Source organism: Paenibacillus pasadenensis (assembly GCF_002864175.1).
Taxonomy (GTDB): Bacteria; Bacillota; Bacilli; order Paenibacillales; family Paenibacillaceae; genus Paenibacillus_O; species Paenibacillus_O pasadenensis.
Map to the genome: position 1 here is coordinate 515,212 of NZ_NFEZ01000003.1, position 25,671 is coordinate 540,882.

Sequence of the window (25,671 nt, forward strand, 5' to 3'; positions counted from 1 at the left end):
ATTGTACTCCAACAGCGGCCGATCCGGCAAAGCTTGGCATAGACTGCCCGCCAGAGCGACATACTACGGCTGAACTGGAAGGGAGAGGAAGGACATGCTGCAGGCGATCCGCGAACGGTTCGCGAGCGCGACGGACGTCAAGACCCATCGGATCACGAACAGCCGCTTCATCGCGGAGGTCGCCTTCATCGCCACCCTTGTCGACGAGAGCAAGGTCAGCGACATGGTGCTCGTTCCTTTCGCCAAGGAAGAGGTGCCCTTCGACGAGCTGCTGCGCCGCAATCCGAATTTCCAGCCGCTGGACGATCCCGCCCGCTGGACCGACTCGCTGCTGCGCGGCTTCGTGCTCCTCAAGCTGAACTCGGCCATCTACAAGATGGATGCGGCCCGCATCATCCGCAACTCCACGCCGGAGACTACGGTCGAGAGCACGATCGAAGGCCCGCAGGTCGCGCTCAGCGAGGATCTGATGGATTCGATCAACATGGTCCGCAGCCGCTACGCCAGTCCCGACCTGCTGGAGGAGGAGTTCACGGTCGGCTCGCTGTCCAAGACGAGGGTCGTCATGATCTACGACCAGGTCCGCGTCGATCCGGCCGTGCTCGAGATCGTGCGGCTGAAGCTGCGCAGCATCCAGACCGACGTGCTCAGCGCGTCCGGCCAGCTGGCCAAGTTCATGAACGACAACCGGAAGCGGCTTTTTCCCGTCGAAATGATCACCGAGCGCATCGACCGGCTGTCCGTCGGGCTCAGCAAGGGCAAGATCGTCGTCCTGATGCAGGGAAGCATGTTCGCGCTGCTCTTGCCGATCGTCTTCACCGACCTGATGAGCGCCACGGAGGACCGCTACGAATCGTTCTGGATGTCCCTTCTGCTGCTGTCGCTGCGCTTCGTCGCGCTGCTCATGACGACGACGCTCCCGGCCCTCTACATCGCGGTCATCTCCTACAATCCGGAGCTGTTCCGGGTGCAGCTCGCGTTCTCGATCGCCGGCAGCCGCGCGTCCGTGCCTTATCCGTCCTTCATCGAGGTGTTCATCATGCTGTTCATGATCGAGATGCTCGTCGAGGCGAGCGTGCGGCTGCCCAAGTACATCGGCTCCACGGCCACGACCGTCGGCGGCCTCATCCTCGGCCAGGCCGCCCAGCAGGCCGGCCTCGTCAGCAGCATCATGATCATCGTCACCTCCGTGATGGCGATCTCGAATTTCGTCATTCCCATCTACTCGCTGTCGCTCTCGGTGCGCTTCATCAAGTACCCGCTCATCGTCCTCGCGATCTTCTTCGGCCTGCCGGGCGTCGCGGGCGGCGTCTTCGCCGGACTGATCTACTTGTGCAGCCAGCGCAGCTTCGGCAAGCCCTATTTCCGTCTGCGGCTTCCGATCGACTGGAGGCATGCGGACATCGGAGAGGTGAAAGCGGAGTGAACCGCTATTTCTATTACAGCTTCATCATGGTCGCGATGCTCAATCTGATGCTGTACGTCCCTTCGGTGCTGCTCCAGGAGCGCATGACCGGCGCCGTATCCTCGCTGCTCGTGGCGATCGGGCTCGGCACGCTGACCGCCTATGCGGTCACGAGCGCGCTGGCCCGCTTTCCGGGACTCGGCGTGCCGGAAATCCTCCGCCTGTACATGCCGGAATGGATCGTGAAGCCGCTGCTCGCGCTGTTCGCGTTCGTCTTCTTCTTCGCGTCGAGCTTCGCGCTCGTCGGCTATACGCTGCTCCTGAACCGCGTGCTGACGCCCGACCTGCCGGCGTGGAACCTGCTGCTCGTGCTCGGCCTGATCTGCATCTACGGCTCGACCCGCTCGTCGATGACGCTGCTGTTCCTGATGGAGATGACGATGGTGCTGACGCTGCCGGTCATCCTCTTCGTCCTGTTCAAGGGCATCCGCAGCCCCGACGTCTCCTGGAACGCCATCTATACGATCGCCCAATACGTCACGGTCCGGCCGACCCTGACGAGCGTCGCCGCGGGCACGTTCATCTTTACCGGCTACATCAACCTGGCGATCTTCAACCGCCTCCATCCGCCGAATTTCCGGCTGAAGGGCCGCTGGCTCATCCCGATCCTCGGCAGCGGCATCCTGCTGACGACGTTTTTCCTCCCGATCGGCTACCACGGCACGATGGCGGTCGACCGCTACATGTACGTCTGGACGCAGACCGCCGATTCGATGACGATGAGCTTCGGCTTCATCGAGCGCGTGCTGTTCCTGTTCATCCTCGTCTATCTGGCGCTGACGCTGCTGTATACGAGCATCGGCTGGCATCAGGCGATCGAATTTCTCCAGAGCCTGCGCAAGAGCCGCAAGATCGAGGTCGACTACACGGAGACGCCGCGCTCGTCCTGGTGGATCAGCGGCTGCTTCTTCGCCCTCTGCGTCGCCGCCATGTTCATCCTGGACGAAAGGCTGACGATTCTCGTGGCGCAGATCTGGCTCACCTTCCGCATGTTCATCGAGCAGGGAGCGGCGGTCCTGCTCTTCGTGCTGAGCTTGAGGCGCCCGCGCGACTCCGGAAAGGAGGCCGCCCATGACTCCGCGTGACGCGCGGCGCCGGACCGGCCCGCCGCTGAGCGCCGCCTGGCGCAGGCTGGCGGCTCCGCTGCTGGCCGCCGCGCTGCTGCTGCAGGCGGGGGGCTGCGGCTTCATCGACATCGACAAGCGCTTCTTCGTCGTCGCGCTCGCCATCGACAAGTCCGGCAACGACAAGAAGCCGTACCGCATCACGATCCGGCTTTCGATTCCGAACTCCAAGACCGAGCCCGGCATGGAAAAGTCGCAGATCGAGACGATCGACGCGAAGGAAATATCCGAGGGCCTGCGCATCCTCAAATCCCGCGTGGACAAGGAAATCGATCTCGGGCATTGCAAGGTGCTGATTCTCGGCGAGCCGCTGGCCCGGGAGGACATCTCCGACTCGGTCGAGTGGATGATGCGCCGGCGCGACATCCAGTCCGCCGCCTTCGTCGCCGTCGGCCAGCCGGACGGGCGGAGCATCCTCGAGCAGATGCCGCTCTCCGAGCACTATTCCGGCAACACGCTGTTCCTCACCTTCGGCGGGGACGCCACCAAGTCCTCGTTCATCCGGTCGATCAAGCTGTTCGACCTGTTCCGCCGCATCAACGAGCGCGGCATGGACCCGTACCTGCCGATCGTCCAGCTGACGAAAAACGGCTACGAGGTCGACCGGCTCGCCCTGCTGGACAAGACCCGCGTCCGGGCCGTGCTGAATCCCGACGAGACGCAGCTGTTCAACCAGCTCGACCGCCAGTACATCAACTCCACGATCAAGACCGGATTCGAAGGACGTACCGTCATGCTGGCCGTCATGGGCCTGACCGTGCGCCAGCGGATCGACCGCTTGGGTCCCGGCCAGGGACAGCTCGACCTGCGGATTCATGCCGTCGGCACGCTCGAGGAAGGCCCGAACGACATCCTGCACCGTCACTCCGCCATCGTCGAAAAGAGCTTCGAGCGCGATTTCTCGAAACGGACGGAGTCGCTGCTCCGAAAAATCCAGCGCAGCGGCGTCGACCCGCTGCAGTTCGGCCTCCGCTTTCGGGCGACCCATATCAGCAAGGAAGCGTTCGAGGAATGGCAGGAGATGTATCCGACGCTGAAATTCCATATCCGTACGGACGTGAACATCCAGGGAGCCGGCCGGATCAAATAAAAGAAGCCTGTCCCCTTAAAGGCGGACCGGCTTCAATTTGTCTCCCTGCGCCAGCTCGCGCAGCGTGCCGGAGCCCGAGGCGAACATCGCGGTCCGCAGCTCGAACTCGATCTGCTCCATGCGGGCGGAAATATTCCGCGCGGCATCGCCGCCCGATGCCGCGTCCGGCAGCAGCAGCCGGCCGAACCCGGCCAGATCGGCGCCGAGCGCGATCGCCTTGGCCGCGTCGACGCCGCTGCGGAGGCCGCCGGAGGCGATCAGCGTCGCTTGCGGCAGCCGCAAGCGGATCGCCGGCACGCATTCGGCCGTCGGAATGCCCCAGTCGGCGAACGCGTCCGCTGCTTCCGCATGCAGGCGGCTGCGAGCGCGATGTCTCTCGACCTGGCTCCACGACGTTCCGCCGGCGCCGGCGCAGTCGATGAACGCCGCTCCGGCATCGGCGAGCCGCTCCGCCGTCGCGGCCGATAGCCCCCAGCCGACTTCCTTGACGCCGACCGGAACGCCGCTGCTGCGGCATACCGTCTCGATCAGCCGCAGCAGCCCCCGGAAGTTCGTGTCTCCTTCCGGCTGGAACACCTCCTGCAGCGCATTGAGATGCAGCACGAGCGCATCCGCCTCGGCCAGCTCCACCAGCCGCCGGCAGGCGTCCGCATCGAGCCCGTAGTTGAGCTGGACCGCGCCGACGTTGGCGATGATCGGCACGTCCGGAGCGTCGCGGCGAATCTCGAACGAGGCCGCGAGCTCCGGCTTCTCCCACGCCGCCCGCATCGAGCCGAGCCCGATCGCCCAGCCCCTCGCCTGGGCCGCTTCCGCCAAGCCGCGGTTGATGCGTCCCGCCTCGTCCGTCCCGCCCGTCATCGAGCTGACGAGCAGGGGCGCCTTGAGCTTGCGGCCGAGCCAGCTGGCGGAGAGGTCCACCTCCTGCCAGTCCAGCTCCGGCAGCGCCTCATGCTCGAAGCGGTAGCGGTCGAAGCCTGCTCCGCCGGACGACCGGCTCTCCACCTGCTCCTCGAGGCAGATCCGGATATGCTCGGCCTTGCGCGAGCCCGTATCCTCGCCTCCGGGCTGGCGATACGGTTCCGTCATCGCGTTCCCCATCCTTCCTTGTTCGGCCTGCGGCGCCGTCCTGCGCCGGCCTTTCGTGTCCCCATCATACCCGCTCGAGTGCCGCAGGGGCAAATGGCGCTTCTCTCGGCATCGACTTGATTGCATTGTTCAATTTTATGTACATTTCAATCAAATTTATTGTCACCGAGCTAGAAAGCGCGTAAACTAAAGGAAACCATGAGGGAAGTTTATCGGAGGGGAAGCTGAGATGGACATTCGGATCTTTGAAGACAATCTGGAGCTTGACCAGGCGGCGGCGCGGCTCATCGCCGATCTGACGAAAGCCAAGCCGAACGCGGTGCTCGGGCTCGCCACAGGCTCGACTCCGGTCGGAATCTACCGCAGCCTGGTCGAGACGGCCGCTGCGGAGGGCATCACCTTCAAAAACGTCACGACCTACAACCTGGACGAGTACGTAGGCTTGACGCCCGACAACGAGCAAAGCTACGCTTATTACATGAACCAGCATCTGTTCTCCAAAATCGACATCCCGCTGAACCAGACGTTCCTGCCGGACGGCATGGCGGCCGATCTGGACGCTTTCTGCGCGAAGTACGACCGCATGCTCGAAAGCGCGCGCGTCGATCTGCAGCTGCTCGGCCTCGGCCACAACGGCCACATCGGCTTCAACGAGCCGGATCGCGAGCTTGCCGCCGGCACCCATGTCGTCACGCTCGACGAGGCGACCCGCGAGGCGAACGCCCGCTTCTTCGCCTCGCTCGACGAAGTGCCGACGCAGGCGGTCACGATGGGCGTCGGCTCCATCCTCAAGGCGGCGCGCATCCTGCTCGTCGTCCGCGGCGCCGACAAGGCCGAGGTCGTGAAGCGCGCGCTGGCCGGTCCGGTCACGACGGACTGCCCGGCCTCGCTGCTGCAGCTTCACGCCGACGTCACGGTCCTGCTCGACAAGGAGGCAGCAAGCCTGCTGGCAACAGGAGGGAACCAAGGATGCAGCCCTTTCGCATCAGCAATGTAACGATCGCCGTCGACGGAGCCGCTGTTCACGGCTCCGTCTCCGTGAAGGACGGCCGGATCGACTCGATCTCGCCCGACGCAGGCGCCGAGCCGGCAGCCGGCGAGACGACGATCGACGGGCGCGGCGGCTGGCTGCTGCCGGGCTTCATCGATCTTCACGTGCACGGCGGCTACGGCGCCGACTTCATGGATGCCGGCCACGAGGCCTATGACACGATCTCCAGATTCCATGCCCAGCACGGCACGACGACGATGCTCGCCACGACGATGACCGAATCGCCGGGCCGCATCCGCGCTACGCTGGATGCCGTCGACGAGTACCGCAGCGCGCCGATGCCTTATGCGCGTCTGGCCGGCGTGCATCTCGAGGGGCCGTTCGTCAGTCCCGACTGGATGGGCGCCCAGAATCCCGCGCATCGCGTCGATCCGAGGCTCGACTGGCTGCAGGAGTGGCATGACGCCTATCCGACGCTGATCAAGCAGATGACGCTCGCTCCGGAGCGCGAAGGCGCGCTGCAGATGATCGCCTGGCTCTCCGAGCGAGGCATCGTCGCCTCCGCCGGCCATACGGACGCGCGCTTCGACGACATGCAGGCGGCAGCCGACGCGGGCCTGCGCGGCATGACGCATACGTTCAACGCCTGCCGCGGCCTGCACCATCGCGAGCCTGGAGCGGTCGGGGCGGCGCTGACCGACGACCGCATCCATGCCGAGCTGATCGCCGACGGCCATCATGTCCATGATGCGGCGATGCGGCTGCTCGCCCGCGCCAAGCCGCCCGGCAAGCTGACGCTCATCACCGATGCGATCGCGGCAGCCGGCCTCGAGGACGGAATGTACGAGCTCGGCGGCCTGGCCGTCACGATGAAGGACGGCGTCTGCCGCCTCGTCGATGGCGGCAATCTCGCCGGCAGCACGCTGACGATGGAGGCGGCGCTGAAGCGCTTCGTGCAGGCGACCGGCTGGACCGTGCCGCAAGCGAGCGTGCTCGCGAGCGCCAACCCGGCGCAGCTGCTCGGCCTCTCCGAGCAGACCGGCAGCATCGCCGCAGGCAAATGGGCCGACCTCGTGCTGCTGACCGAGGAGCTCGACGTCGTCGGCACCTGGGTGTGCGGCCGCCGCGTCTTCGAAGCCGAGCCGCGCTGACTTCCGCTTCCAGCGGGCTGTATCGGCGTCGTCCGCGAAGCCTCCGCCCTTTATCGCTGAATTCCAAAAAAGCGTCCCGCCCGATTTTTCATCGGGCAGGACGCTTTTTTTGGATCGGCTTGCGGAAGCTCCGCTCCAGAGCGGCGTCGATGCCATCCGCTTAAAATAGGAGAATCGGCGGAATCCGCCTTCATCTGAATCGGAGAGAGGCTTCGGGCGCGGAACGAGCGTTTACGCCCGAAAGCGGCCTTCGTCAAGCTTCGGGATCGGCGCTACGCTTCTTCCTCGTCCTCGTCGCCCGCCAAATAGACGGTCACGCCGCAGCGGCGGGCGTAATCGGACAGCGCCCCCTCGAGCGGACGGTCGGTGATGACCGCGTCCAGATCCTTGAGCTGGGCGATCGAGAACAGCGACGTGCGCCCGACCTTGCTCTGGTCGAACACCGCATAGGTGATCTGCGAGCGGCTGATGAGCGCCTTGGCGATCTGCGCCTCCTGCTCGGAATACGTCGTGATGCCGCCGTTCTCGGAGATGCCGTCGACGCCGATGAACATCTTGCCGATGTTCAGATGCGACACCATGCCCTCGCCGAGCGGCCCGCACAGCTCGAAGCTGTTATGCCGCATCATGCCCCCGGTGACGACGACCTGGATGTCGCTGCCGGCCAGCTCCATCGCGATGTTGACCGCATTGGTCACGACCGTGATGCCGCGGCGCATCTTGATGAGCTTGGCGATCAGATAGTTCGTCGTTCCCCCGGACAGGCCGACGACGTCGCCCTCCACGATATGGCGGGCCGCCTCGGCCGCGATATGCTCCTTCTCCAGCAGCGAGATGCCCTGACGCTCGGCGAACGAGCTGTCCCGCACCGGATTCATCCCGTCGTACATCGCCCCGCCGATCGTCCGCACGAGCGGTCCGGTCCGCTCCAGCAGCTCCAGGTCGCGCCGCGCCGTCGCCTCCGAGCAGCCGAACCGCTCCACGATATCGGAAATCGTGATCCGCCCTTGCTGCTTGAGCACCGTCAGGATGCCTTCGCGCCTGCGTTCTCCCTTGTTCATTTCGGTCATCGGTTCAACGCTCCACCCATACGGAATTGTTCAGCCGCTGCTCGGCAGAGGCCCAGTCCGGCAGCGCTTCCCAGTCGCCGCGCCCCTGCACGGCCAGCGAGCCGCAGATGCTGCCGAGCCGGACCGCTTCCGCTGGCTCCATGCCTTTGAGCAGCCCGGCCAGGAATCCGGCGCAGAAGCCGTCCCCCGCGCCGACGGTGTCGACGACCTTTTCGGCCGGGTAGAACGGAATGAACGCGCTCCGTCCGCCCTCCAGCAGCAGCGTGCCGTCGCCCTTGCTCTTGATCACCGCGACCGAGCCGAGCGCCTGGACGCGCCGGAGGATGTCCCCCTCGTCGTCCGTATCGTACAGCAGCTTGAGCTCGTCCCATCCCGGCAGGAAATAGTCCGCCAGCTCGGCCGCCGGCAGCAGCGCCCGGCGCGCCTCCTCGATGCTCCACAGCTTGAGCCGCAGGTTCGGATCGAAGCTGATCTTGACTCCGGCGTCGCGGGCGATCCGCATCGCCTCCAGCACCGTCTCGCGGGCGCCGTCCGACAGCGCCATCGTGATGCCCGTCACATGCAGCAGCTTGGCCCCGCGGATGTAGTCCGCGTCCAGCCGATCGGGCGTCATCCGGCTCGCCGCCGAGCCTCGGCGATGGTAGTGGACCGCCAGGCGCCCCGCCACTTCCTCGCGGAACATGAGCCCCGTCGGCGCTTCCGGGCTGAGATGCGCGCGCGACACGTCGACGCCTTCGCCTCGCAGCGCTTTCAAGATGCGGCGCCCGAGCGGATCGGCTCCGAGCGCGCCGCACCAGCCGGCCGAGCCGCCGAGGCGGGATACGCCGATGGCCAGATTGCTCTCCGCGCCGCCGAAGGCGGATTGCAGCGAGTCCGCATGCTCCAAGGCGCGGTTCTCCTGCGGCATGAACAGAGCCATGCTTTCGCCGAAGGTGATGAGATCCGGTGAAACCGTCATGTGCTGCTTCCCCTCTCCTGATTGCTCGCGTTAAAGGAATAAAGCCTCTGCTTCGTCCATCAGGCCGGAGGACGCGTCCGCCGCAGGAGCGGTTTTGCGAGTCCTCGCGGCCTGAAGGGAAAGCAAGGCGTTGGATCCGCTGCTCTTATTCGAAGAACGGGTTGACCATGAAGTACAGGATCACCACGTACAGAGCGAGCAGGATGAAGCTGAACATGCGCACTTTGGCAATGTTTGCCGTCGCGCTCTGGCCCGCCTGGATCTGGCTGACGATGCCTTTGAGCGGCTTGGTCTGGATGCCGCCCAGCGCCGCGATGGCGAGGAACAGCACGATCGAGAGGATCATCCAGGCGACGGTGTAGTCGGCCTTGGAGATCAGGTAGCCTCCCGTCAGGAACTGCAGGATCAGGAAGTACTGCGCGATCCGGTTGCCCGTCACGAGTCCTTCGGCCAGTCCCTGCTGTCCGGCTCCGGCCAGACGGGAAGCGCGGCCGACGAGAAACGGCAGGATCAGGTAGAAGCCGAGTCCGCCCGCGCCGAGCACATGCAGGAATACCATAATTTGCGTCATCTTTCATCCTCCTAGGCTTGTCTACGACAAGTATACTAGATGAAATCGGCCATGACAAAAGGAAACGCTTCATTTGCTTCCGTTTTCGGCCGCTCTCGTCCTATTTCCGACTTATATGGGCCTTTATCCGGCCGCATCGGACCGCGCGCCCCGGTTTCGCTTTCGCTCAGGGGGCGCGGCGCTTCCGGAACTCAGCCGCTTTTCAGCCCATGCTTGCGCAGCACGCCGTGGATGGCGAAATAGTCGACCTCCGGGGGCAGCGCGTCCTTGAGCGGACGCAGCTTGTCGGCGCCGAGGCGGCTCGCCGCCTCCAGGATGAGCGGCTCCTGATCCTCGGGAATGATGCGGCTCCAGTCCAGCTCCAGCCCTTCGTCCGCGCAGCGCATCAGATGGCTCTCGGCGGTGACGCGGCTGATGCCGCGCTCCTGGGCGATCTGCTCGATCGTGCCGCCCGCCTGGAACATCTCGTACGTCGCCAGATGGCTGCCGCTCTCGCCCCGACCGGAGACGGACGCCTCCGCCCGCGCCGGCGCACGGCCGGCGTCAGCCGCCTGGAACAAGTCCGGCTGCCGTCCCGCCTGCGCCTCCTCGCCGGACGTGATCGCGAGCAGCGCGTCGCCGTACTTGTCGGCCTTGGCCGCGCCGATGCCCTTGACCCGCAGCAGCTCGTCGCGGCTCGCCGGAGCGGCGGCCGCCAGCTCGCGCAGCGTCGCGTCGAAGAACAGCATGAACGGCGGCACGCCCTCGCGCGCGGCCGTCTCCTTGCGCCACTGGCGCAGCGCCTCGAACAGCGGCGACGCCTCGCCGGACGCGGCGGCCGAGGCCGCGCGGCGCACCGACGTCGACTTGCGGCGCACGACCGTCTTGCTGCCCTCGAGCACCGGCAGCGCCTCGGCCGTCAGCGAGACGGTCGGGTACTGGCCTTCGCTCAGGCGCAGATAGCCTTCGGCGACGAGCCAGTACAGCCAGTCGGAAATCTCCCGCTCCGGCCACTCCCGCAGCAGTCCGTAGGTGGAGAGCCGGTCGAGGCCGAACTGGATGATCTTCTTGTCGCGCGAGCCCTTCAGCACCTTGGCGGCCATCGTCACGCCGAAGCGCCCCTTCATGCGGCCGACGCAGCTGAGCGCCTTCTGCGCCTCGCTCGTCATGTCGAGCCGCTCGCTCTTGTCGAGGCAGTTGCCGCATTTGCCGCAGGGCTCGACGCCCTTCTCGCCGAAATAGTCGACGATGAACTGCTGCAGGCAGCGCTCCGTGCGGCCGAAATTCATCATCGCGTACAGCTTGGACAGCTGCACCGACTTGCGCCCGTCGTCCCCCTGGCCCTGCTCGATCAGGAACCGCTGGATCTGCACGTCCTGCGGCTCGAACAGCAGCACGCATTCCGACTCCTCGCCGTCGCGGCCCGCGCGTCCGGCTTCCTGATAGTACGACTCGACGTCGCCCGGCATCTGCCAGTGCAGCACGAAGCGCACGTTCGGCTTGTCGATGCCCATGCCGAACGCGTTGGTCGCCACCATGACGCGCGTCTCGTCGAAGCGGAACTTCTCCTGCGCCTCCGCGCGCTCCGCGTCGCCCAGGCCGCCGTGGTACTTGCCCGCCGGGATGCCCTGGCGCAGCAGCTCCTCATGGACCGCCTCGGTCTCCTTGCGCGTCGCCGCATAGATGATGCCGGACTGGTCCGGACGCTCCTGCAGGAACTGCGTCAGAAACCGCTTCTTGTCCGCGCCGGTGACGACCGACAGCGACAGGTTCTCCCGCGCGAAGCCGCTGACGAACACGCTCGGCTCGCGGAGTCCGAGCATCGCCGTGATGTCGTCCGCCACCTCCGGCGTCGCCGTCGCGGTGAACGCCGAGACGAGCGGCCGATCCTCCATGCGCCCGATCCAGCCGGCCAGCTGCCGGTAGCTCGGACGGAAGTCATGGCCCCACTGCGAGACGCAGTGCGCCTCGTCGATCGCGATCATCGGGATGCGCATGCGCTCGGACAGCTCGCCGAACATCGAGCCGTCGAGCCGCTCCGGCGCGATGTAGAGCAGCTTGTACTCCCCGTTCAGCGCCGCGCGCAGCACGTCCCGGTACTCGCCCGCGCCGAGCGAGCTGTTGAGGTACGCCGCCGGCACGCCGACGCGCCGTAGCGCGTCGACCTGGTCCTTCATGAGCGAGATGAGCGGCGAAACGACGATCGTCGTGCCGGTCATCAGCATCGCCGGGATCTGGTAGCAGACCGACTTGCCTCCGCCTGTCGGCAAGATCGCCAGCGTATCCCTGCCTCCCGTGATCGCTTCGATGATCCCTTCCTGCCCCTGGCGGAAGGAATCGTATCCATAGACGCGCTTCAGCAGCTCGCGCGCTTCCTGCAGCATAGGCCTCCGACTCCCTTTCCTGTTCCTGTTTCCGTGGACGGCCGGACTCCCTGAGCGGGCCCGTCCGGCGCTCATCCCTCTATTGTGACAGGTCGGAGAAAAGGTGTCTACCTGCCGGCAGCCGCCTCGCCCTCGTCCTCACCTTGCCCGCGCAGTCCATCCGCCGGCCGCGTCCCGCTCGCCGCCGCCTTGAGCCGCGTCAGCTCGCGGTACAGCTCCAGCAGCTCGGCCTCGCGCTCGCGGATCTCCTCCTCGACCTCGCCGAGCCGCGCCAGCAGCCCCGGATCGGCCGAGTCCGGCGCGCCGCCTGGCGCCGGCAGCAGACCGGCCCCGAACGTCGCCTCCACCCAGCGGTCGGCCGCCTCGCGCCCCTCTCCGCGGTACAGCTCGACATAGACGTCGAAAATCGCCAGCACGGTGCGGCGGCTGTTCCAGCCGAGAATCTCCACGCTGTCGGCGGCCATCGTCACCGCGCGGCTCAGCTGGAACTCGTTGAGCTTGCCGCGCATCGCCTCGACGCGCGCCACCTCGGCGGCGAACGCCGGGAACGCCGAGCGGAACAGCTCCGCCGATGCCAAGTATTCTTCATGCGTAATCCAGGATTCCTCTTCCATATCCGCGTTCCCCCTAGCCTTCTCGATCTTCGTGATCCAACCGTCCATCGAGTATACTGGGTGGAGGAAGCTCTTTCAAGGAAGGGGAGATTAGAATGAGCCGAGGACCCGGCTACCTCAAGAGCATCGAGCTGCTGCGCTCCGGAATCGCGAATCCGCGCGAGTACCCGTTCAGCCTGCCGGCGGTCCGCACGCTGGAGCGGCTGCCGCTCCATCCCAAGGTGACCTACCTGATCGGCGAGAACGGCACCGGCAAGTCGACGCTGCTGGAGGCGATCGCCGTCGCCTGGGGCTTCAATCCCGAGGGCGGCACGATCAACTTCAGCTTCTCCACCGCCGAGACGCACTCGGAGCTGCATCGCCATCTGCGGCTGGCGCGCGGCGTGCACAAGCCGCGGGACGGCTTTTTCTTCCGGGCGGAAAGCTACTACAATCTCGCCAGCGAGATCGAACGGCTGGACCGTCCCGACGGCGCGCGAGCCTCCGGCCCGCCGATCATCGACTCCTACGGCGGCAAGCCGCTGCACGAGCAGTCGCATGGCGAGTCGTTCTTCGCCGCGTTCCTGCACCGCTTCGGCGGGCGCGGCCTGTACATCCTCGACGAGCCGGAGGCGGCGCTGTCGCCGCAGCGCCAGCTGTCGATGCTCTCGCGCATCCATCAGCTCGTGCAAAAGCATTCGCAGTTCATCATCGCCACCCATTCGCCGATCCTGATGGCCTACCCGGACGCCGACATCTACCTGCTCGGACCGGACGGCGCCGAGCGGGTCGAGCTGGAGCAGACGCCCCACTGGTCCGTCATGAAGCAGTTCGTCAACCGCAAGCAGGCGATGCTGGACGAGCTGTTGGCGGATGATTGATCCCCAGTTGCGTGAAAAAGGAGGCTAGCCCATGGAGGCAGAAAGCATTCTCGAGCTTGCCGTGAAGGAGCTGTCCAACGTGCAAGGCATCGCCGCGATCGCGCTCGGCGGCTCGCGCGCCCGCGGAACCGCCCACGCCGGCTCCGACTTCGATCTCGGCCTGTATTACCGGCCGGACGCCCCGCCGGACCTGACGCAGCTGCGGGAGGCGGCGCGCAGGCTCGACGACGAGAGCCGCGCGGAGGCGGTCACCCCGCTCGGCGACTGGGGACCTTGGATCAACGGCGGAGGCTGGCTGCGGGTCGGCGGCATGCCGGTCGACCTGCTGTACCGCGATCTGGATCAGGTCGAGCGCGTCATCGGCGATTGCCGGCAAGGCTCGATCCGGATCGACTACCAGCCCGGGCATCCGCATGGCTTCGTGAGCTCCATCTACTTCGCCGAAGCCGCTCTCTGCCAGCCGCTGTGGGATCCGCAGGGCGTGCTGGAGCGGCTGAAGCGGAGCGTGCGCCCTTATCCGCCTGCGCTGCAGCGAGCGACGATCGGCCGTTTCCTTTGGGAAGCCTCGTTCGCTCTCGACAACGGACGAAAAGGCATCCCCAAAGGGGACGCCTCGTATGTCGCGGGCTGCTTTTTCCGCTCCGTCTCCTGCCTCAACCAGACGCTGTTCGCGCTGAACGAAGCGTACTGGATGAACGAGAAGGGCGCGGCCGCGATTGCCGGCTCGCTTCCGCTCGCTCCTGCAGACTACTCCGGCCGCATCGGCCGCCTGTTCGCGGCGCTCGGCGACGACGCCGACAAGCTGGCGCAGGCCGCTTCCCGGCTGCAGGAGCTCATCCGGGAGACGGAGGCGTTGATGCCGGCAAATAGAGGACTCTGAGCATCGACCGACCGTATTCGTGAAACGACTCCCGCCGCACTTGAGCGATGCTTTCATCATGGCATCAGAGGAGCTCCAAGCTTTTCGATCAGAATCCGGTTCGCCAGCGCCATCCCTTCCTCCCGATCGTTCGCCGGCGCGGCGACCGCCACGACGCTGCCGTTGTTCGCCCCAGCCGAACGGCTCGTGCGGATTATAACGAGCTCTTTCAAGTCCGTCGAAGCATACACCATGCCTTCCACATGGAGTCCCGGAACGCTGTTGCCGATGGACTCCCGCTTCAGCCAGGAGAATGCCATGCTCCCGACTCCATCATGGAGATAAAAAAACGGCGTCGCATCCTCCGGCACGCCGGAGTAGGACTCGCCTACGATGACCAGCTTGCCCTCGAACTTGCCCGCTCCTTTCCAGAAGCCGGCCAGCGTCCGCTGAAGCGTGCCTTCGAGTTTCAGCGTCAAGGAACGTCCGGGACGCTCCGGCTGTCCGGCGGTGAACTCGTAGCCTTGGAGCGTGCGGTCGATGCGCTGCGGAAAGAACCACCAGATCAGGCTGCCGGCCAGCAGCAGGACGACCGCCGCGATTCCGGCTCGCATCCAGCGTCCATGGCGCCATGCGCTCATCGCAAGCACCCCCTTTCTTTTCCATCTTAACCGAAAAGCCCCGAATCCGTCTTTCGGATTCGGGGCTGTTTTTCATTCAGGCTCAGCCTTGCGGCGCCGCCACCAGCTTGACGACCGCGCGCACGGAGTCGGCCGAGCGGTCGAGCGCCGCTTGCTCCTCCGCCGTCAGCTCCAGCTCGAACACCTTCTCGATGCCGTCGCCGCCGAGAATCGCGGGCACGCCGAGGAACAAGCCGTCGTAGCCGTACTCGCCCTCCAGCAGCGCGATGACCGGAAGGACGCGCTTCTTGTCCTTCAGGATCGCCTCGGTCATCTGCACGAGCGATGCCGCCGGCGCGTAATAGGCGCTGCCGTTGCCGAGCAGGCCGACGATCTCGCCGCCGCCGACGCGCGTGCGCTGCACGATCGCCTCGATGCGCTCCGCCGGGATGAGCGTCTCGATCGGGATGCCGCCGACATTGGAGTAGCGCACGAGCGGCACCATGTCGTCGCCGTGGCCGCCGAGCACGAAGCCGCGCACGTCCTCGACCGACACGTTCAGCTCCTGCGCGATGAACGTGCAGTAGCGGGCCGTGTCGAGCACGCCGGACTGGCCGATGACGCGGTTTTTGGGGAAGCCGAGCGTCTCGTAGGCGACATAGGTCATCGCGTCGACCGGGTTGGACAGCAGGATGACGTACGCGTCCGGACTCGTCGCCTTGACGCTTTCGCAGACGGAGCGCACGATGCCGGCATTGACGGCGACGAGATCGTCGCGGCTCATGCCCGGCTTGCGCGCGATGCCCGCCGTGATGATGACGATGTCGGAGCCGGCCGTATCGGCATAATCGGACGTGCCGGTGATGCGCGCGTCGAAGCCTTGCACCGGCGAAGCCTCCAGCATGTCGAGCGCCTTGCCCTTCGTCGGATTTTCCAGCTGCGGGATGTCGACGAGCACGACGTCTCCGAGCTCCTTTTGCGCGAGCATGAGCGCCGTCGTCGCTCCCGTGAACCCGGCTCCTACGACCGTGATCTTCTTGCGTGCGATAGCCATGAGAATCCCTCCATCGGATTGGAATGTCCAGCCTCCTGCATGAAACGATACGCGGCCTTGCCTCGGCAGCAGCGCCGAAAGAGAAGAGAAGAGCCCGCCGGAGCGGACTCTTGAACGATTTACATGTTGGCGATGACTTGATCCGCGAACTCGGAGCACTTCACTTCTTTGGCGCCTTCCATCAGGCGGGCAAAGTCGTAGGTGACCGTCTTGTTGTTGATCGAAGTTTCCATGCCTTTGTAGATGAGGTCGGCCGCTTCCTGCCAGCCCAGATGCTCGAGCATCATGACGCCGGAGAGGATGACGGAGCCCGGGTTCACCACGTCTTTATCGGCGTATTTCGGAGCCGTGCCGTGGGTCGCCTCGAAGATCGCGTGGCCGGTCAGGTAGTTGATGTTGGCGCCCGGCGCGATGCCGATGCCGCCGACTTGAGCCGCCAGGGCGTCGGACAGGTAGTCGCCGTTCAGGTTCAGCGTTGCGATGACGTCGAAGTCTGTCGGACGGGTCAGCACTTGCTGCAGGGCGATGTCGGCGATGGCGTCCTTCACGAGGATCTTGCCGGCCGCCAGAGCTTCGTCTTGAGCCTTGTTGGCCGCATCCGTGCCTTGCTCGTCCTTGATGCGGTCATATTGGCCCCATGTGAACACCTTGTCGCCGAACTCGGCTTCCGCCACTTCGTAGCCCCAGTTTTTGAAGGCGCCCTCGGTGAACTTCATGATGTTGCCTTTGTGGACCAGCGTGACCGACTTGCGGCCGTGCTCGATCGCGTACTCGATCGCCGCGCGCACGAGGCGCTTGGAGCCCTCGGCCGATACCGGCTTGATGCCGATGCCGGACGTTTCCGGGAAGCGGATCTTGTTCACGCCCATCTCGTTCTGCAGGAAGGAAAGCACTTTTTTGACCGCGTCCGTGCCTTCTTGGTACTCGATGCCGGCGTAGATGTCCTCGGTGTTCTCGCGGAAGATGACCATGTTGACCAGCTCCGGACGCTTCACCGGGGAAGGCACGCCGTCGAAGTAGCGCACAGGGCGCAGGCAGACGTACAGGTCGAGCTCCTGGCGCAGCGCTACGTTCAGGGAACGGATGCCGCCGCCGATCGGAGTCGTCAGCGGTCCTTTGATCGCGACGATGTACTCGCGGATCGCCGTCAGCGTGTCGGCCGGCAGCCATTCGCCGTATTGGTTGAACGCTTTTTCGCCGGCGAATACTTCGTACCAGGCGATCTTCTTCTCGCCGCTGTAGGCTTTTTCGACTGCCGCGTCGAGGACGCGCTTGGAGGCGCGCCAGATGTCGCGGCCCGTGCCGTCGCCTTCGATGAACGGAACGATCGGGTTGTTCGGAACGTTCAGCTTGCCGTTTTCAATCGTGATCTGCTCGCCTTCGGTCGGAAGGGCGAATTTTTCGAGTTGTGCCATTGGGGATGATTCCTCCTCTTGGTATGAAAATCATGCGGGTCCCTGCGCCGGCCAAGCGGCGGAAACGGGACAAGCTGCGTGCGCAGCCGAAGCCCCCCGGACATGAAGCCGGGGGGAGGGAGATCAGCGCTGCTCGATCGGAATGAACTTGGCGCTTGCTGGACCCGTGTACTCCGCGCGCGGGCGGATCAGACGGTTATTATCGTACTGCTCCAGGATATGCGCTGTCCAGCCCGACAGGCGGCTGATCGCGAAGATCGGCGTAAACAGGTCGCGCTTGATGCCGAGCGTCGTGTAGACGGACGCGGAGTAGAAGTCGACGTTCGGCTTCAGGCCCTTCTGTCCGGTCACGATCTCCTCGATCTTCACGCTCATGTCGTACAGGTCGAGGTTGCCCTTCAGCTTGCCGAGCTCCTCGGACATCTTTTGCAGATGCTTGGCGCGCGGGTCGCCGTTTTTGTAGACGCGATGGCCGAAGCCCATGATCTTCTCTTTGTTGGCCAGCTTCTCGTTGATGACGGACTCGACGCGGTCCGGCGAGCCGATCTCCTCGAGCATGACCATGACCGCCTCGTTGGCGCCGCCGTGCAGCGGGCCCTTGAGCGCGCCGATCGCGGAGACGACGCCGGAGTAGATGTCCGACAGCGTCGCGACGGTGACGCGGCCGGCGAACGTGGAGGCGTTGAGCTCATGGTCGGCATGCAGCACGAGCGCCTGGTCGAGAGCCTTGACCGCTACATCGTCCGGAGTCTCGCCGGTAAGCATGTAGAGGAAGTTGGCCGCGACGGACAGGCCGGCCTTCGGAGCGATCGGCTCCTGGCCGCTGCGGATGCGGTCGAAAGCGGCGATGACCGTCGGCAGCTGCGCCTGCAGGCGGATCGCCTTGTCTACGTTGGCCTCGCGGCTCATGTCCTGGGCGGCCGGATCGTACAGCGCCAGGGCGGATACCGCCGTGCGGAGCGCCGCCATCGAGTTGGCGTCCTGCGGATAGAGGCGGATCGCGTCGATCACCTCGGCCGGAATCGGGGCGGAGGCGCTCAGCTTGGACTTCAGCTCCTCGAGCTCGGATGCCGTAGGGAGCTTGCCGTACCAGAGCAGGTAGGCGACTTCTTCGAACGTAGCGCCTTCGGCCAGCTCGTCGATGTTGATTCCGCGATAGGTCAGCACTCCGTCGATGATGGAGCTGATGGACGAGGTCGTGGCGACGATGCCTTCGAGACCTTTGGTAGCTGTCATTGAACTCTCTCCTTTGTCTTCGGCGCGCGGATAGGAAGCGGCCGGTAATGGGACTGTCAACATCAGGCTGCGGAAAAAGGCTTGCACCGCCTTTGACAGCGCATTCACGCCTCCGGGTCGCGCAGGCGAGAACAGCGGATGTCAAGGATGGGCAAATCGGCGACCGCAGCAATCCTTTTTATCATAAAGTATTTTCATGATGAATCCAACCGATCGAAGATAAAAATGCTTTATCGCCTTCATAGAATTTACTTGTCGCCCGTTTGGAGGTTGGCCGGCAAGGTGTTACACTGATGGAATCAGCGTTTCAGCGAAGCCATAGTCCGAGGGAAGGGGAATCCGCTCCATGAACGAGCAACGCATCGGCATCATCGACATCGGCTCCAACTCCATCCGCCTCGTCGTCTACGAGACGACGGCTACCGGCGCGCATCGCGTCATCGACGGCAGCAAGCGTCCGGCTCGGCTCAGCCAGAGGATCACGGCCGACGGGCGCATCGACGAGGAGACGGTCGCCGAGCTGGCCGAGACGCTCCGCCACTTCCGCATGCTCTGCGCGCATCACGGGACGAGCGCCGTTCGCGCCGTCGCGACGGCCGCGATGCGCAACGCCGTCAACGGCGCCGAGGTGCTGCGGAGTCTGGGCGCCGAGTCCGGACTGGACATCGAGCTGCTGCCGGGCGAGGAGGAAGCCGGCTACGGCTTCCTCGGCATGGTCAACACGATGGACGTCCGCGACGGCTTCCTCATCGATATCGGCGGAGGCAGCACGGAAATTTCCCTGTTCAAGGAGCGCACGCTCGTGCAGAGCGTCAGCTTTCCGTTCGGCTGCGTCAACCTCGCCCGCAGCTATGCCGACCGCGGCATGCTCGGCGACGACGGCTTGCGCCGGCTCGAGGAGATGGCGCTGCGGGCGAGCGAGGAGCATCCGTGGCTGCGCTGGTCGCCGGGACTGCCGCTCATCGGCGTCGGCGGCACGATCCGCGCGCTGGCCAAGATCCATCAGGCGGTCCGCCATTATCCTTTCCCGCAGACGCACAACTATGCGATTCCGGCCGAGGACGCCGACCGTCTGTTCGATACGCTGCGCGCGATGCCGCTGGACAAGCGCCGCAAGTTCCCGGGCCTGTCCAAGGACCGCGTCGACCTGATCGTACCCGGACTCGCCGCGCTGCGGCTGTTCCGGCGCCTGACCGGCGCTGCGGAATACCGCGTCTGCGCGGCCGGCCTGCGCGACGGCCTGTTCTTCTCCGTGCAGTCGCCGGAGCGGCCGCGGCTCGACGACGTGCTGGGCTACAGCGTGCGCAACACGTACGCGCTCTATCCCGAGGCGCCGCTCCCGCATGTGAACCAGGTCAACCGCCTCTCGCTGCAGCTGCTCGAGACGCTGCGCGGCTCCGCTCCCGGCCGTCCGCTGGAGCGGCTGGGCGATCGGGCGGCCAAGCTGCTGGACGCCGCCTCCCTGCTCTACCGGATCGGAGCGTCGATCGACCACGCCGCCTATCCGAAGCATACGTTCTATCTGCTGACCAACTGCAGCCTGAACGGCATGTCGCATCGCGAGAACGTGCTGACCGCCGCGATTGCGGCGTTCCGCAGCCGCAGCCGCTGCAAGTCGCAGCTCGAGCCGTACGCGGCGCTGCTGGAGCCCGGAGACGTGGAGGCGGCCGCCCTGCTGGGCAGCCTGCTCCAGCTCGCCGCCGCGCTCGACCGCAGCGAGACGCAGCCGATCAGCCGGCTCGAGGCCGAAGCGTCGCTCGGACCGGAGGAGGGCCGCCTGCGGCTCAGCGCCGTGCGGCCGTCCGGCTCGCTCGCTCTGGAGCGGCAGGAGGTCGAGGAGGCCGGACGCGAGTTCGCCAAGCTGTGGGGGCTTCAGCCCGAGCTGTCCGTCCGCTAGACGAAGCCAATGCAGGCAAAAAGGGGCTTTCCCGAGGGCCGTTTCGACGGCCTTGCGGGAGAGCCCCTTTTCGCTTACGCCTGCTCGGCTTGCGGCAGCGCCTTTTTCCAGCTGGAGATCCGCTCCGCCTGGAACTGGCTGCGCAGCAGCTCCTCGCCCTCGGCAGGCCGCATCCGCTCGTAGCCGCCGCTCGCCTGCAGCTCCCGCGCCTTGACGTTGTCGCTCAGCTGCAGCCGCAGCAGCGCGATCAGGCTGTCGCGCAGGCTGGGGTCGAACACCGGGCACATCAGCTCGATGCGCCGCGTCAGGTTGCGCGTCATCCAGTCCGCGCTCGACAAATACACTTCCTCCTCGCCGGCGTTGCGCAGGTACAGCAGCCGCGAATGCTCGAGGAAGCGGTCGACGATGCTGACGACGCGGATGTTCTCGCTCAGGCCCGGCACGCCGGGACGCAGGCAGCAGACGCCGCGCACGATGAGGTCGATGCGCACGCCCGAGCGCGACGCCTCGTACAGCTTGTCGATCATCTCCTGGTTGGAGAGCGAGTTCATCTTGGCGGCGATGTAGCCGCCCCGGCCCTCCTCGGCATGCCGCCGCTCGCGGTCGATCAGCCGGAACAGCTGCTCCGTCAGCCCGCTCGGCGCGACGCTGAACGCTTGCCATTCGTAAGGCGACGAGTAGCCGGTCACCTCGTTGAACAGCGCCGACGCGTCCGCGCCGATGATCGGATGCGACGTGAACAGGCCGATGTCGGTGTACGCCTTGGCCGTGCTGTCGTTGTAGTTGCCGGTGCCGACATGCACGTAGCGCCGCAGTTGGTCGGCCTCGCGCCGCACGACGAGCAGGATCTTGGCATGCGTCTTGAGGCCGACGAGGCCGTAGACGACATGGCAGCCCGCCTTCTCGAGCTGGCGCGCCCAGGCGATGTTGCGCTCCTCGTCGAAGCGCGCCTTGAGCTCGACGACGACCGTCACCTGCTTGCCCGCCTCGGCCGCGGCGGCGAGCGCCTGCACGAGCTCGCTTTGCCCGCTGACGCGGTAGAGCGTCATCTTGATCGCCAGCACCTGCGGATCGTCCGCCGCCTGCTGGACGAACTCGGCCAGCGGCTCGAACGACTCGTACGGATGATGCAGCAGCACGTCGCGCTCGCGGATCGTATCGAAGATCAGCTCATGCTCCTCGAGCTCCCGCGGGTAGACCGGCTCGAGCTTTGGATAGCGGAGACTCTCCTTGCCGCCGATCGAGCCGGCGAAGCGCATCAGAAAGCTGAGATCGAGCGGTCCGCCGATGCGGACGACATGATCGCCGATCTCCAGCTCCTCCTGCAGCAGGTCGAGCGCGTACGGATGGAAGCCTTCGCCGATCTCGAGCCGCACGGGCATGCCCCAGCGCCTGCGGCGAAGCTCCTTCTCGATCTCCTCAAGCAGATCCTCGGCGCCTTCCTCGTTGAGCGTCAGGTCGGCGTTGCGGGTCAGGCGGAACGGATGCACGGCTTCCAGGCTGTAGCCGCTGAACAGCGTATGGATGAACGAACGGATAAGGTCCTCGAGCAGCACGTACTCGAGCTTCTTGCTGTTGCCCCGGACCGGCAGCGCCACGCAGCGCGGCAGGATCGAAGGCACCTGGACGATCGCGAAGTACGGCTCGGCCTCCGGCTCTTCTTCGGGATCGCGCAGCAGCACGGCCAGATACAGCTCCTTCGTATGAAGGAGCGGGAACGGACGGCTCTGGTCGACGGCCATCGGCGTCAGCACGGGAAAGACGATCGTCCGGAAATAATGCTCGACCGCCGCGGCCTGCGAGGCGTTCAGATCTTCCATTTCGCGGATATGTATGCCCTCTCGCGCCAGCCCCCTCATCACTTCCCGATAGGTGCGGTATTGCTCGGCGACCATCTGGCCCGTCCGCTTGATGAGCCGCTTCCACAGCCCCTGCGGCGTATAGCCGGTAAAATCCATCTTCGTATAGCCCGCCTTGAGCTGGTCCTGGATGCCCGCCATGCGGACGCTCATGAATTCATCCATGTTGCTGGACACGATGGACAGGAACTTCGCGCGCTCCAGCAGCGGCGTCGTCGGGTCCTGCGCTTCCTCCAGCACCCTGCGGTTGAACTCGATCCAGCTCAGGTCGCGGTTCACATAGGGGGACAATGCTTTACTCATCGCTGAAGAGCCTCCTTGTCGTTGTCCCTATTATGCAGCGTCACTGTTACTTCTATATTAAGATGCGGTAAAGGCCAGGTAAATGCCTGCGGCCGCGAGGGCCGGCACGCCCCCCGCTGCGGATCGAAGGCATGCCGGACGCCGGCCTCAGCGGCGCCCGATGAAGATGAACCGCCCGCCGCCCGGACCGCCGAAGCCTCCGCCGCCTCCGCGCCGCAGCAGCCGCTCCAGCAGCCGGTACAGGCGCAGGCGGTAGAAGCCGCGGGTGACGGGCAGGACGAGCGTCAGGCCGACCAGGTCGCCGATCACGCCGGGGAAAATGAGCAGCAGGCTGCCGGCCATCAGGCAAAGGCCGTTCAGCAGCGCATGGCCCGGCGGCTCGCCGAGCTCCATCTTGCGGCGCATCTCCGCCCATGCCTTGCGCCCGTGCGTGCGCATCAGCACCGTGCCCAGCACGGCCGTGCCGACGAGCAGCAGGAACACGCCGCCGACGCCGATGCGGCTGCCGAGCCAGGCCATCGCGATCACCTCCAGCAGCACGTAGGCCGCTCCGCCGAGCAGCGCCTTCTGCACCGTTCCGAGTCTTCGGTTCATGCCCCCTCCTCCTTTCCAGCCGGCGCCATGCGCCGGATCAGCGCGTACAGCTCCGGCAGGCGCCGGTCGAGCCGCGCCGGACGGAAGCTGCGATCCACCCACACATGCCGAGTGCCCCCGGTGGCAAGCAGCTCGCCCGGAAGTCCGGCCCCGTCCTCGCCCGCGGCGCGGACCGCGCCTTCGCCGAGCGCAGGCAGCGCCGCTTCCGCCGCCCCCGCCTCGAGCCGGCGGATCTGATAGCGGAAGCCGAGCCGCATCGGCGTGAAGCGCTCCACCCGGGTGCAGACGACGATCGCGTCGTCGTAGCGGGCCGGCTGGCGGAACTGGCTGTCCAGATCCGTCAGCGGCAGCATCAGCCCTTCCTGCTCGATCCGGCCGTAGGCGTACCCCGCGGAGCGGATCAGCTCCGTGCGCCCGATCTCGAACCAGGTCAAATAATTCGCATGATACACGACGCCCATCGCGTCCGTTTCCTGATAGCGCACCCGCAGCGGGTGCAGCGTCCATTCCGCCTGCTCCATAAGCCCTAATTGCCCCTTCCTGCCTCTATCCTTGTCCCTTTATTATCGGCTCAAATCAGGCAATATGCAAAAAAGCCGATCCTCTCGGCGGGAGAGGATCGGCCTTGGCCCTGAGCAGACGCAGGGCTTGGCAGTCAGAGCCAAGCCGGAGCCGGCCCGGCTTCTTACAGGACTTTGCTTTGACCGGTGTAGATGACGCCCATCTCGCCGTAGACGGTCACTTCCATGTCGTCATGCAGCAGCTCGAACGCGTTGTCGATGCCGATGACCGCCGGGATGCCGAGGTTCAGGCCGACGACGGCCGCATGGCTCGTGATGCCGCCGGATACGGTGATGATCGCCGAAGCCTTCTCGATCGCCGGCATGTAGTCCTTGTCGGTCGAGACGGTGACGAGGATGGAGCCTTCCTTGGTCTTGGCGATCGCTTCCTCCGGCGTGCGGGCGACGACGATCTTGCCCGTAGCGGTCTGGCTGCCGATGCCTTGGCCTTTGGCGACGAGCTCGCCGATGTGATGCACCTTGATGAGGTTCGTCGTGCCCGCGCGGCCTACCGGCACGCCGGCGGTGATGACGATCGTGTCGCCGAGCGAGACGAGGCCCGTGCCGAGCGCGCCTTCGACGGCGAAGTTGAACATCTCGTCCGTCGTATCGGCGGCGACGCCCTTCGTCGGGATGACGCCCCACGTCAGGTTCAGGCGGCGCATGATGCGCTCGTCGGTCGTCACGGCGATGATCGGAGCCTTCGGACGGTACTTGGACACCATGCGGGCGGTATAGCCGCTCTCGGTCGACGTCACGATCGCCTTGGCCTGCAGGTCGAGGGCGGAGTTCGCCACCGCTTGGCTGATCGCCTCGGTGACCGTCGTCTGCTGCGCGATCGCCGTTTTGGTCAGGATCTCGCGGTAGTCCAGCGCGGACTCGGCGCGCTCGGCGATGCGGGACATCGTCAGCACGGATTCCGTCGGGTACTTGCCCGCGGCGGTCTCGCCGGAGAGCATGATCGCGTCGGTGCCGTCAAGGATGGCGTTCGCCACGTCGCTCGCTTCGGCGCGGGTCGGACGCGGGTTGCGCTGCATGGAGTCGAGCATCTGCGTCGCCGTGATGACCGGCTTGCCGGCGAGGTTCGCCTTTTGAATCATCGACTTTTGCACGAGCGGCACTTCCTCGGCCGGAATCTCGACGCCGAGGTCGCCGCGCGCGACCATCAGGCCGTCGGACACTTCGAGGATCTCGTCGAGGTTGTCCACGCCCTGCTGGTTCTCGATCTTGGAGATGATCTGGATGTGGCCCGCGTTGTGGCGCTCCAGCAGCTCGCGGATCTCAAGCACGTCGGAAGCCTTGCGCACGAAGGAAGCGGCGATGAAGTCGACGCCCTGCTCGACGCCAAATACGATGTCGCCGGCGTCTTTTTCAGTGATGCCCGGCAGGGAGATGTGCACGCCCGGAACGTTGACGCCCTTTTTGCTCTTGATCGGGCCGCTGTTGACGATCTTGCAGTTGATCTCCGTGCCCTGGATGTCCACGACGGTCAGGCCGATGAGGCCGTCGTCGATGAGGACGGTCGAGCCGACCTTCAGGTCGGCCGGCAGGTTCTTGTACGTCACCGGGATGCGGTGGCGGTCGCCGAGGATCTCTTCGGTCGTCAGCGTGATGTAGTCGTCCTGCTGCAGCTCGATCGGCTCTTCCTTCAGCTTGCCGAGACGGATCTCAGGGCCTTTGGTGTCGAGCAGGATCGCGACCGTCTTGCCGAGCTCCGCGCAGGCCTGGCGGATGTTCTTGATGCGGTTGCCGTGCTCTTCGAAGTCGCCGTGCGAGAAGTTCAGGCGGGCGACGTTCATGCCGGCCAGAATCAGTTTCTTTGTATTTTCCAGCGACTCGCTGGAAGGTCCGATCGTACATACAATTTTCGTTTTACGCATGGTTCATGATTCCTCCATCAGTTAGCTTGCTTGAACACTATCATTCATTCT

22 protein-coding genes are annotated in these 25,671 nt (G+C 65.4%); 8 read left to right on the plus strand and 14 right to left on the minus strand.

From position 1 onward, the window contains the following. Positions 1 to 94 precede the first annotated feature (94 nt). From B8V81_RS05915 to B8V81_RS05925, 3 genes are read left to right on the plus strand one after another with little or no spacing between them, the layout of a single operon-like run. Positions 95 to 1,426, plus strand: a complete 1,332-nt coding sequence (locus B8V81_RS05915; protein WP_101807945.1) for a spore germination protein — start codon at positions 95 to 97, stop codon at positions 1,424 to 1,426. Beyond that, the gene (locus B8V81_RS05920; protein ID WP_101807946.1) at positions 1,423 to 2,550 is read left to right on the plus strand and encodes a GerAB/ArcD/ProY family transporter; all 1,128 of its coding nucleotides are present in this window, start codon (positions 1,423 to 1,425) and stop codon (positions 2,548 to 2,550) included. The genes B8V81_RS05915 and B8V81_RS05920 overlap by 4 nt, the downstream gene beginning before the upstream one ends. After that, positions 2,537 to 3,679 (plus strand): Ger(x)C family spore germination protein, encoded by a 1,143-nt coding sequence (locus B8V81_RS05925; RefSeq protein WP_101807947.1) that lies wholly within the window; start codon positions 2,537 to 2,539, stop codon positions 3,677 to 3,679. The genes B8V81_RS05920 and B8V81_RS05925 overlap by 14 nt, the downstream gene beginning before the upstream one ends. Before the next feature lie 15 nt (positions 3,680 to 3,694). Here the strand turns inward: B8V81_RS05925 and fni are convergent, their stop codons facing one another. Next, on the minus strand, positions 3,695 to 4,765 hold the full coding sequence (gene fni / locus B8V81_RS05930) for a type 2 isopentenyl-diphosphate Delta-isomerase (RefSeq protein WP_101807948.1): 1,071 nt from the start codon (positions 4,763 to 4,765) through the stop codon (positions 3,695 to 3,697). 229 nt (positions 4,766 to 4,994) lie between these two features. On the opposite strand from fni, the gene nagB reads away from it, so the two are divergent. Together nagB and nagA are read left to right on the plus strand one after the other, a co-directional pair. Further along, the gene (nagB, locus tag B8V81_RS05935) at positions 4,995 to 5,762 is read left to right on the plus strand and encodes a glucosamine-6-phosphate deaminase (protein WP_052333279.1); all 768 of its coding nucleotides are present in this window, start codon (positions 4,995 to 4,997) and stop codon (positions 5,760 to 5,762) included. Continuing rightward, positions 5,735 to 6,907, plus strand: a complete 1,173-nt coding sequence (nagA, locus tag B8V81_RS05940; RefSeq protein ID WP_101807949.1) for an N-acetylglucosamine-6-phosphate deacetylase — start codon at positions 5,735 to 5,737, stop codon at positions 6,905 to 6,907. The genes nagB and nagA overlap by 28 nt, the downstream gene beginning before the upstream one ends. A 272-nt stretch (positions 6,908 to 7,179) precedes the next feature. On the opposite strand, the gene B8V81_RS05945 is transcribed toward nagA, so the two are convergent. The 5 genes from B8V81_RS05945 to B8V81_RS05965 all read right to left on the minus strand — a co-directional run bounded on the left by B8V81_RS05945 (position 7,180) and on the right by B8V81_RS05965 (position 12,483). Further along, a complete protein-coding gene (locus tag B8V81_RS05945; protein ID WP_028599076.1) occupies positions 7,180 to 7,977 on the minus strand; it encodes a DeoR/GlpR family DNA-binding transcription regulator in 798 nt (265 codons plus the stop codon). A 4-nt stretch (positions 7,978 to 7,981) separates the two neighbouring features. After that, positions 7,982 to 8,935: a sugar kinase gene (locus B8V81_RS05950; protein ID WP_101807950.1), complete on the minus strand. Its 954-nt coding sequence runs from the start codon at positions 8,933 to 8,935 to the stop codon at positions 7,982 to 7,984. Between the two features lie 145 nt (positions 8,936 to 9,080). Next, positions 9,081 to 9,506, minus strand: a complete 426-nt coding sequence (locus B8V81_RS05955; protein WP_101807951.1) for a hypothetical protein — start codon at positions 9,504 to 9,506, stop codon at positions 9,081 to 9,083. 191 nt (positions 9,507 to 9,697) lie between these two features. Next, entirely contained in the window at positions 9,698 to 11,869 is a 2,172-nt protein-coding gene (recQ, locus tag B8V81_RS05960; protein WP_101807952.1) for a DNA helicase RecQ, read from the minus strand. Between the two features lie 107 nt (positions 11,870 to 11,976). Further along, positions 11,977 to 12,483 (minus strand): hypothetical protein, encoded by a 507-nt coding sequence (locus tag B8V81_RS05965; RefSeq protein ID WP_101807953.1) that lies wholly within the window; start codon positions 12,481 to 12,483, stop codon positions 11,977 to 11,979. 95 nt (positions 12,484 to 12,578) lie between these two features. Here B8V81_RS05965 and B8V81_RS05970 point away from each other — a divergent pair, with 95 nt between their 5' ends. Together B8V81_RS05970 and B8V81_RS05975 are read left to right on the plus strand one after the other, a co-directional pair. Beyond that, positions 12,579 to 13,343 carry an AAA family ATPase gene (locus B8V81_RS05970; protein ID WP_101807954.1) on the plus strand — a complete coding sequence of 255 codons (765 nt, stop codon included), beginning with the start codon at positions 12,579 to 12,581 and terminating at the stop codon, positions 13,341 to 13,343. A 31-nt stretch (positions 13,344 to 13,374) separates the two neighbouring features. Then, positions 13,375 to 14,223: a nucleotidyltransferase domain-containing protein gene (locus tag B8V81_RS05975; protein ID WP_101807955.1), complete on the plus strand. Its 849-nt coding sequence runs from the start codon at positions 13,375 to 13,377 to the stop codon at positions 14,221 to 14,223. A gap of 56 nt (positions 14,224 to 14,279) precedes the next feature. Here B8V81_RS05975 and B8V81_RS05980 read toward each other — a convergent pair whose 3' ends face one another. From B8V81_RS05980 to citZ, 4 genes are all read right to left on the minus strand, one after another. Then, a complete protein-coding gene (locus B8V81_RS05980) occupies positions 14,280 to 14,843 on the minus strand; it encodes a hypothetical protein (RefSeq protein WP_101807956.1) in 564 nt (187 codons plus the stop codon). A gap of 82 nt (positions 14,844 to 14,925) precedes the next feature. Then, positions 14,926 to 15,876: a malate dehydrogenase gene (mdh, locus tag B8V81_RS05985; RefSeq protein ID WP_028599084.1), complete on the minus strand. Its 951-nt coding sequence runs from the start codon at positions 15,874 to 15,876 to the stop codon at positions 14,926 to 14,928. A gap of 119 nt (positions 15,877 to 15,995) precedes the next feature. Continuing rightward, positions 15,996 to 17,291, minus strand: a complete 1,296-nt coding sequence (gene icd, locus B8V81_RS05990; RefSeq protein ID WP_101807957.1) for an NADP-dependent isocitrate dehydrogenase — start codon at positions 17,289 to 17,291, stop codon at positions 15,996 to 15,998. Positions 17,292 to 17,414: 123 nt separating this feature from the next. Next, positions 17,415 to 18,527 carry a citrate synthase gene (gene citZ, locus B8V81_RS05995; protein WP_028599086.1) on the minus strand — a complete coding sequence of 371 codons (1,113 nt, stop codon included), beginning with the start codon at positions 18,525 to 18,527 and terminating at the stop codon, positions 17,415 to 17,417. Positions 18,528 to 18,873: 346 nt separating this feature from the next. Between citZ and B8V81_RS06000 the strand changes: the two genes are divergently transcribed. Then, positions 18,874 to 20,424: a Ppx/GppA phosphatase family protein gene (locus tag B8V81_RS06000; RefSeq protein ID WP_101807958.1), complete on the plus strand. Its 1,551-nt coding sequence runs from the start codon at positions 18,874 to 18,876 to the stop codon at positions 20,422 to 20,424. 74 nt (positions 20,425 to 20,498) lie between these two features. Here B8V81_RS06000 and ppk1 read toward each other — a convergent pair whose 3' ends face one another. From ppk1 to pyk, 4 genes are all read right to left on the minus strand, one after another. Beyond that, a complete protein-coding gene (gene ppk1, locus B8V81_RS06005; protein ID WP_101807959.1) occupies positions 20,499 to 22,586 on the minus strand; it encodes a polyphosphate kinase 1 in 2,088 nt (695 codons plus the stop codon). Between the two features lie 147 nt (positions 22,587 to 22,733). Then, the gene (locus B8V81_RS06010) at positions 22,734 to 23,180 is read right to left on the minus strand and encodes an FxsA family protein (protein WP_028599089.1); all 447 of its coding nucleotides are present in this window, start codon (positions 23,178 to 23,180) and stop codon (positions 22,734 to 22,736) included. Continuing rightward, on the minus strand, positions 23,177 to 23,701 hold the full coding sequence (locus tag B8V81_RS06015; RefSeq protein WP_028599090.1) for an acyl-CoA thioesterase: 525 nt from the start codon (positions 23,699 to 23,701) through the stop codon (positions 23,177 to 23,179). The genes B8V81_RS06010 and B8V81_RS06015 overlap by 4 nt, the downstream gene beginning before the upstream one ends. Positions 23,702 to 23,865: 164 nt before the next feature. Then, a complete protein-coding gene (pyk, locus tag B8V81_RS06020; RefSeq protein ID WP_028599091.1) occupies positions 23,866 to 25,620 on the minus strand; it encodes a pyruvate kinase in 1,755 nt (584 codons plus the stop codon). Positions 25,621 to 25,671: the final 51 nt, after the last annotated feature.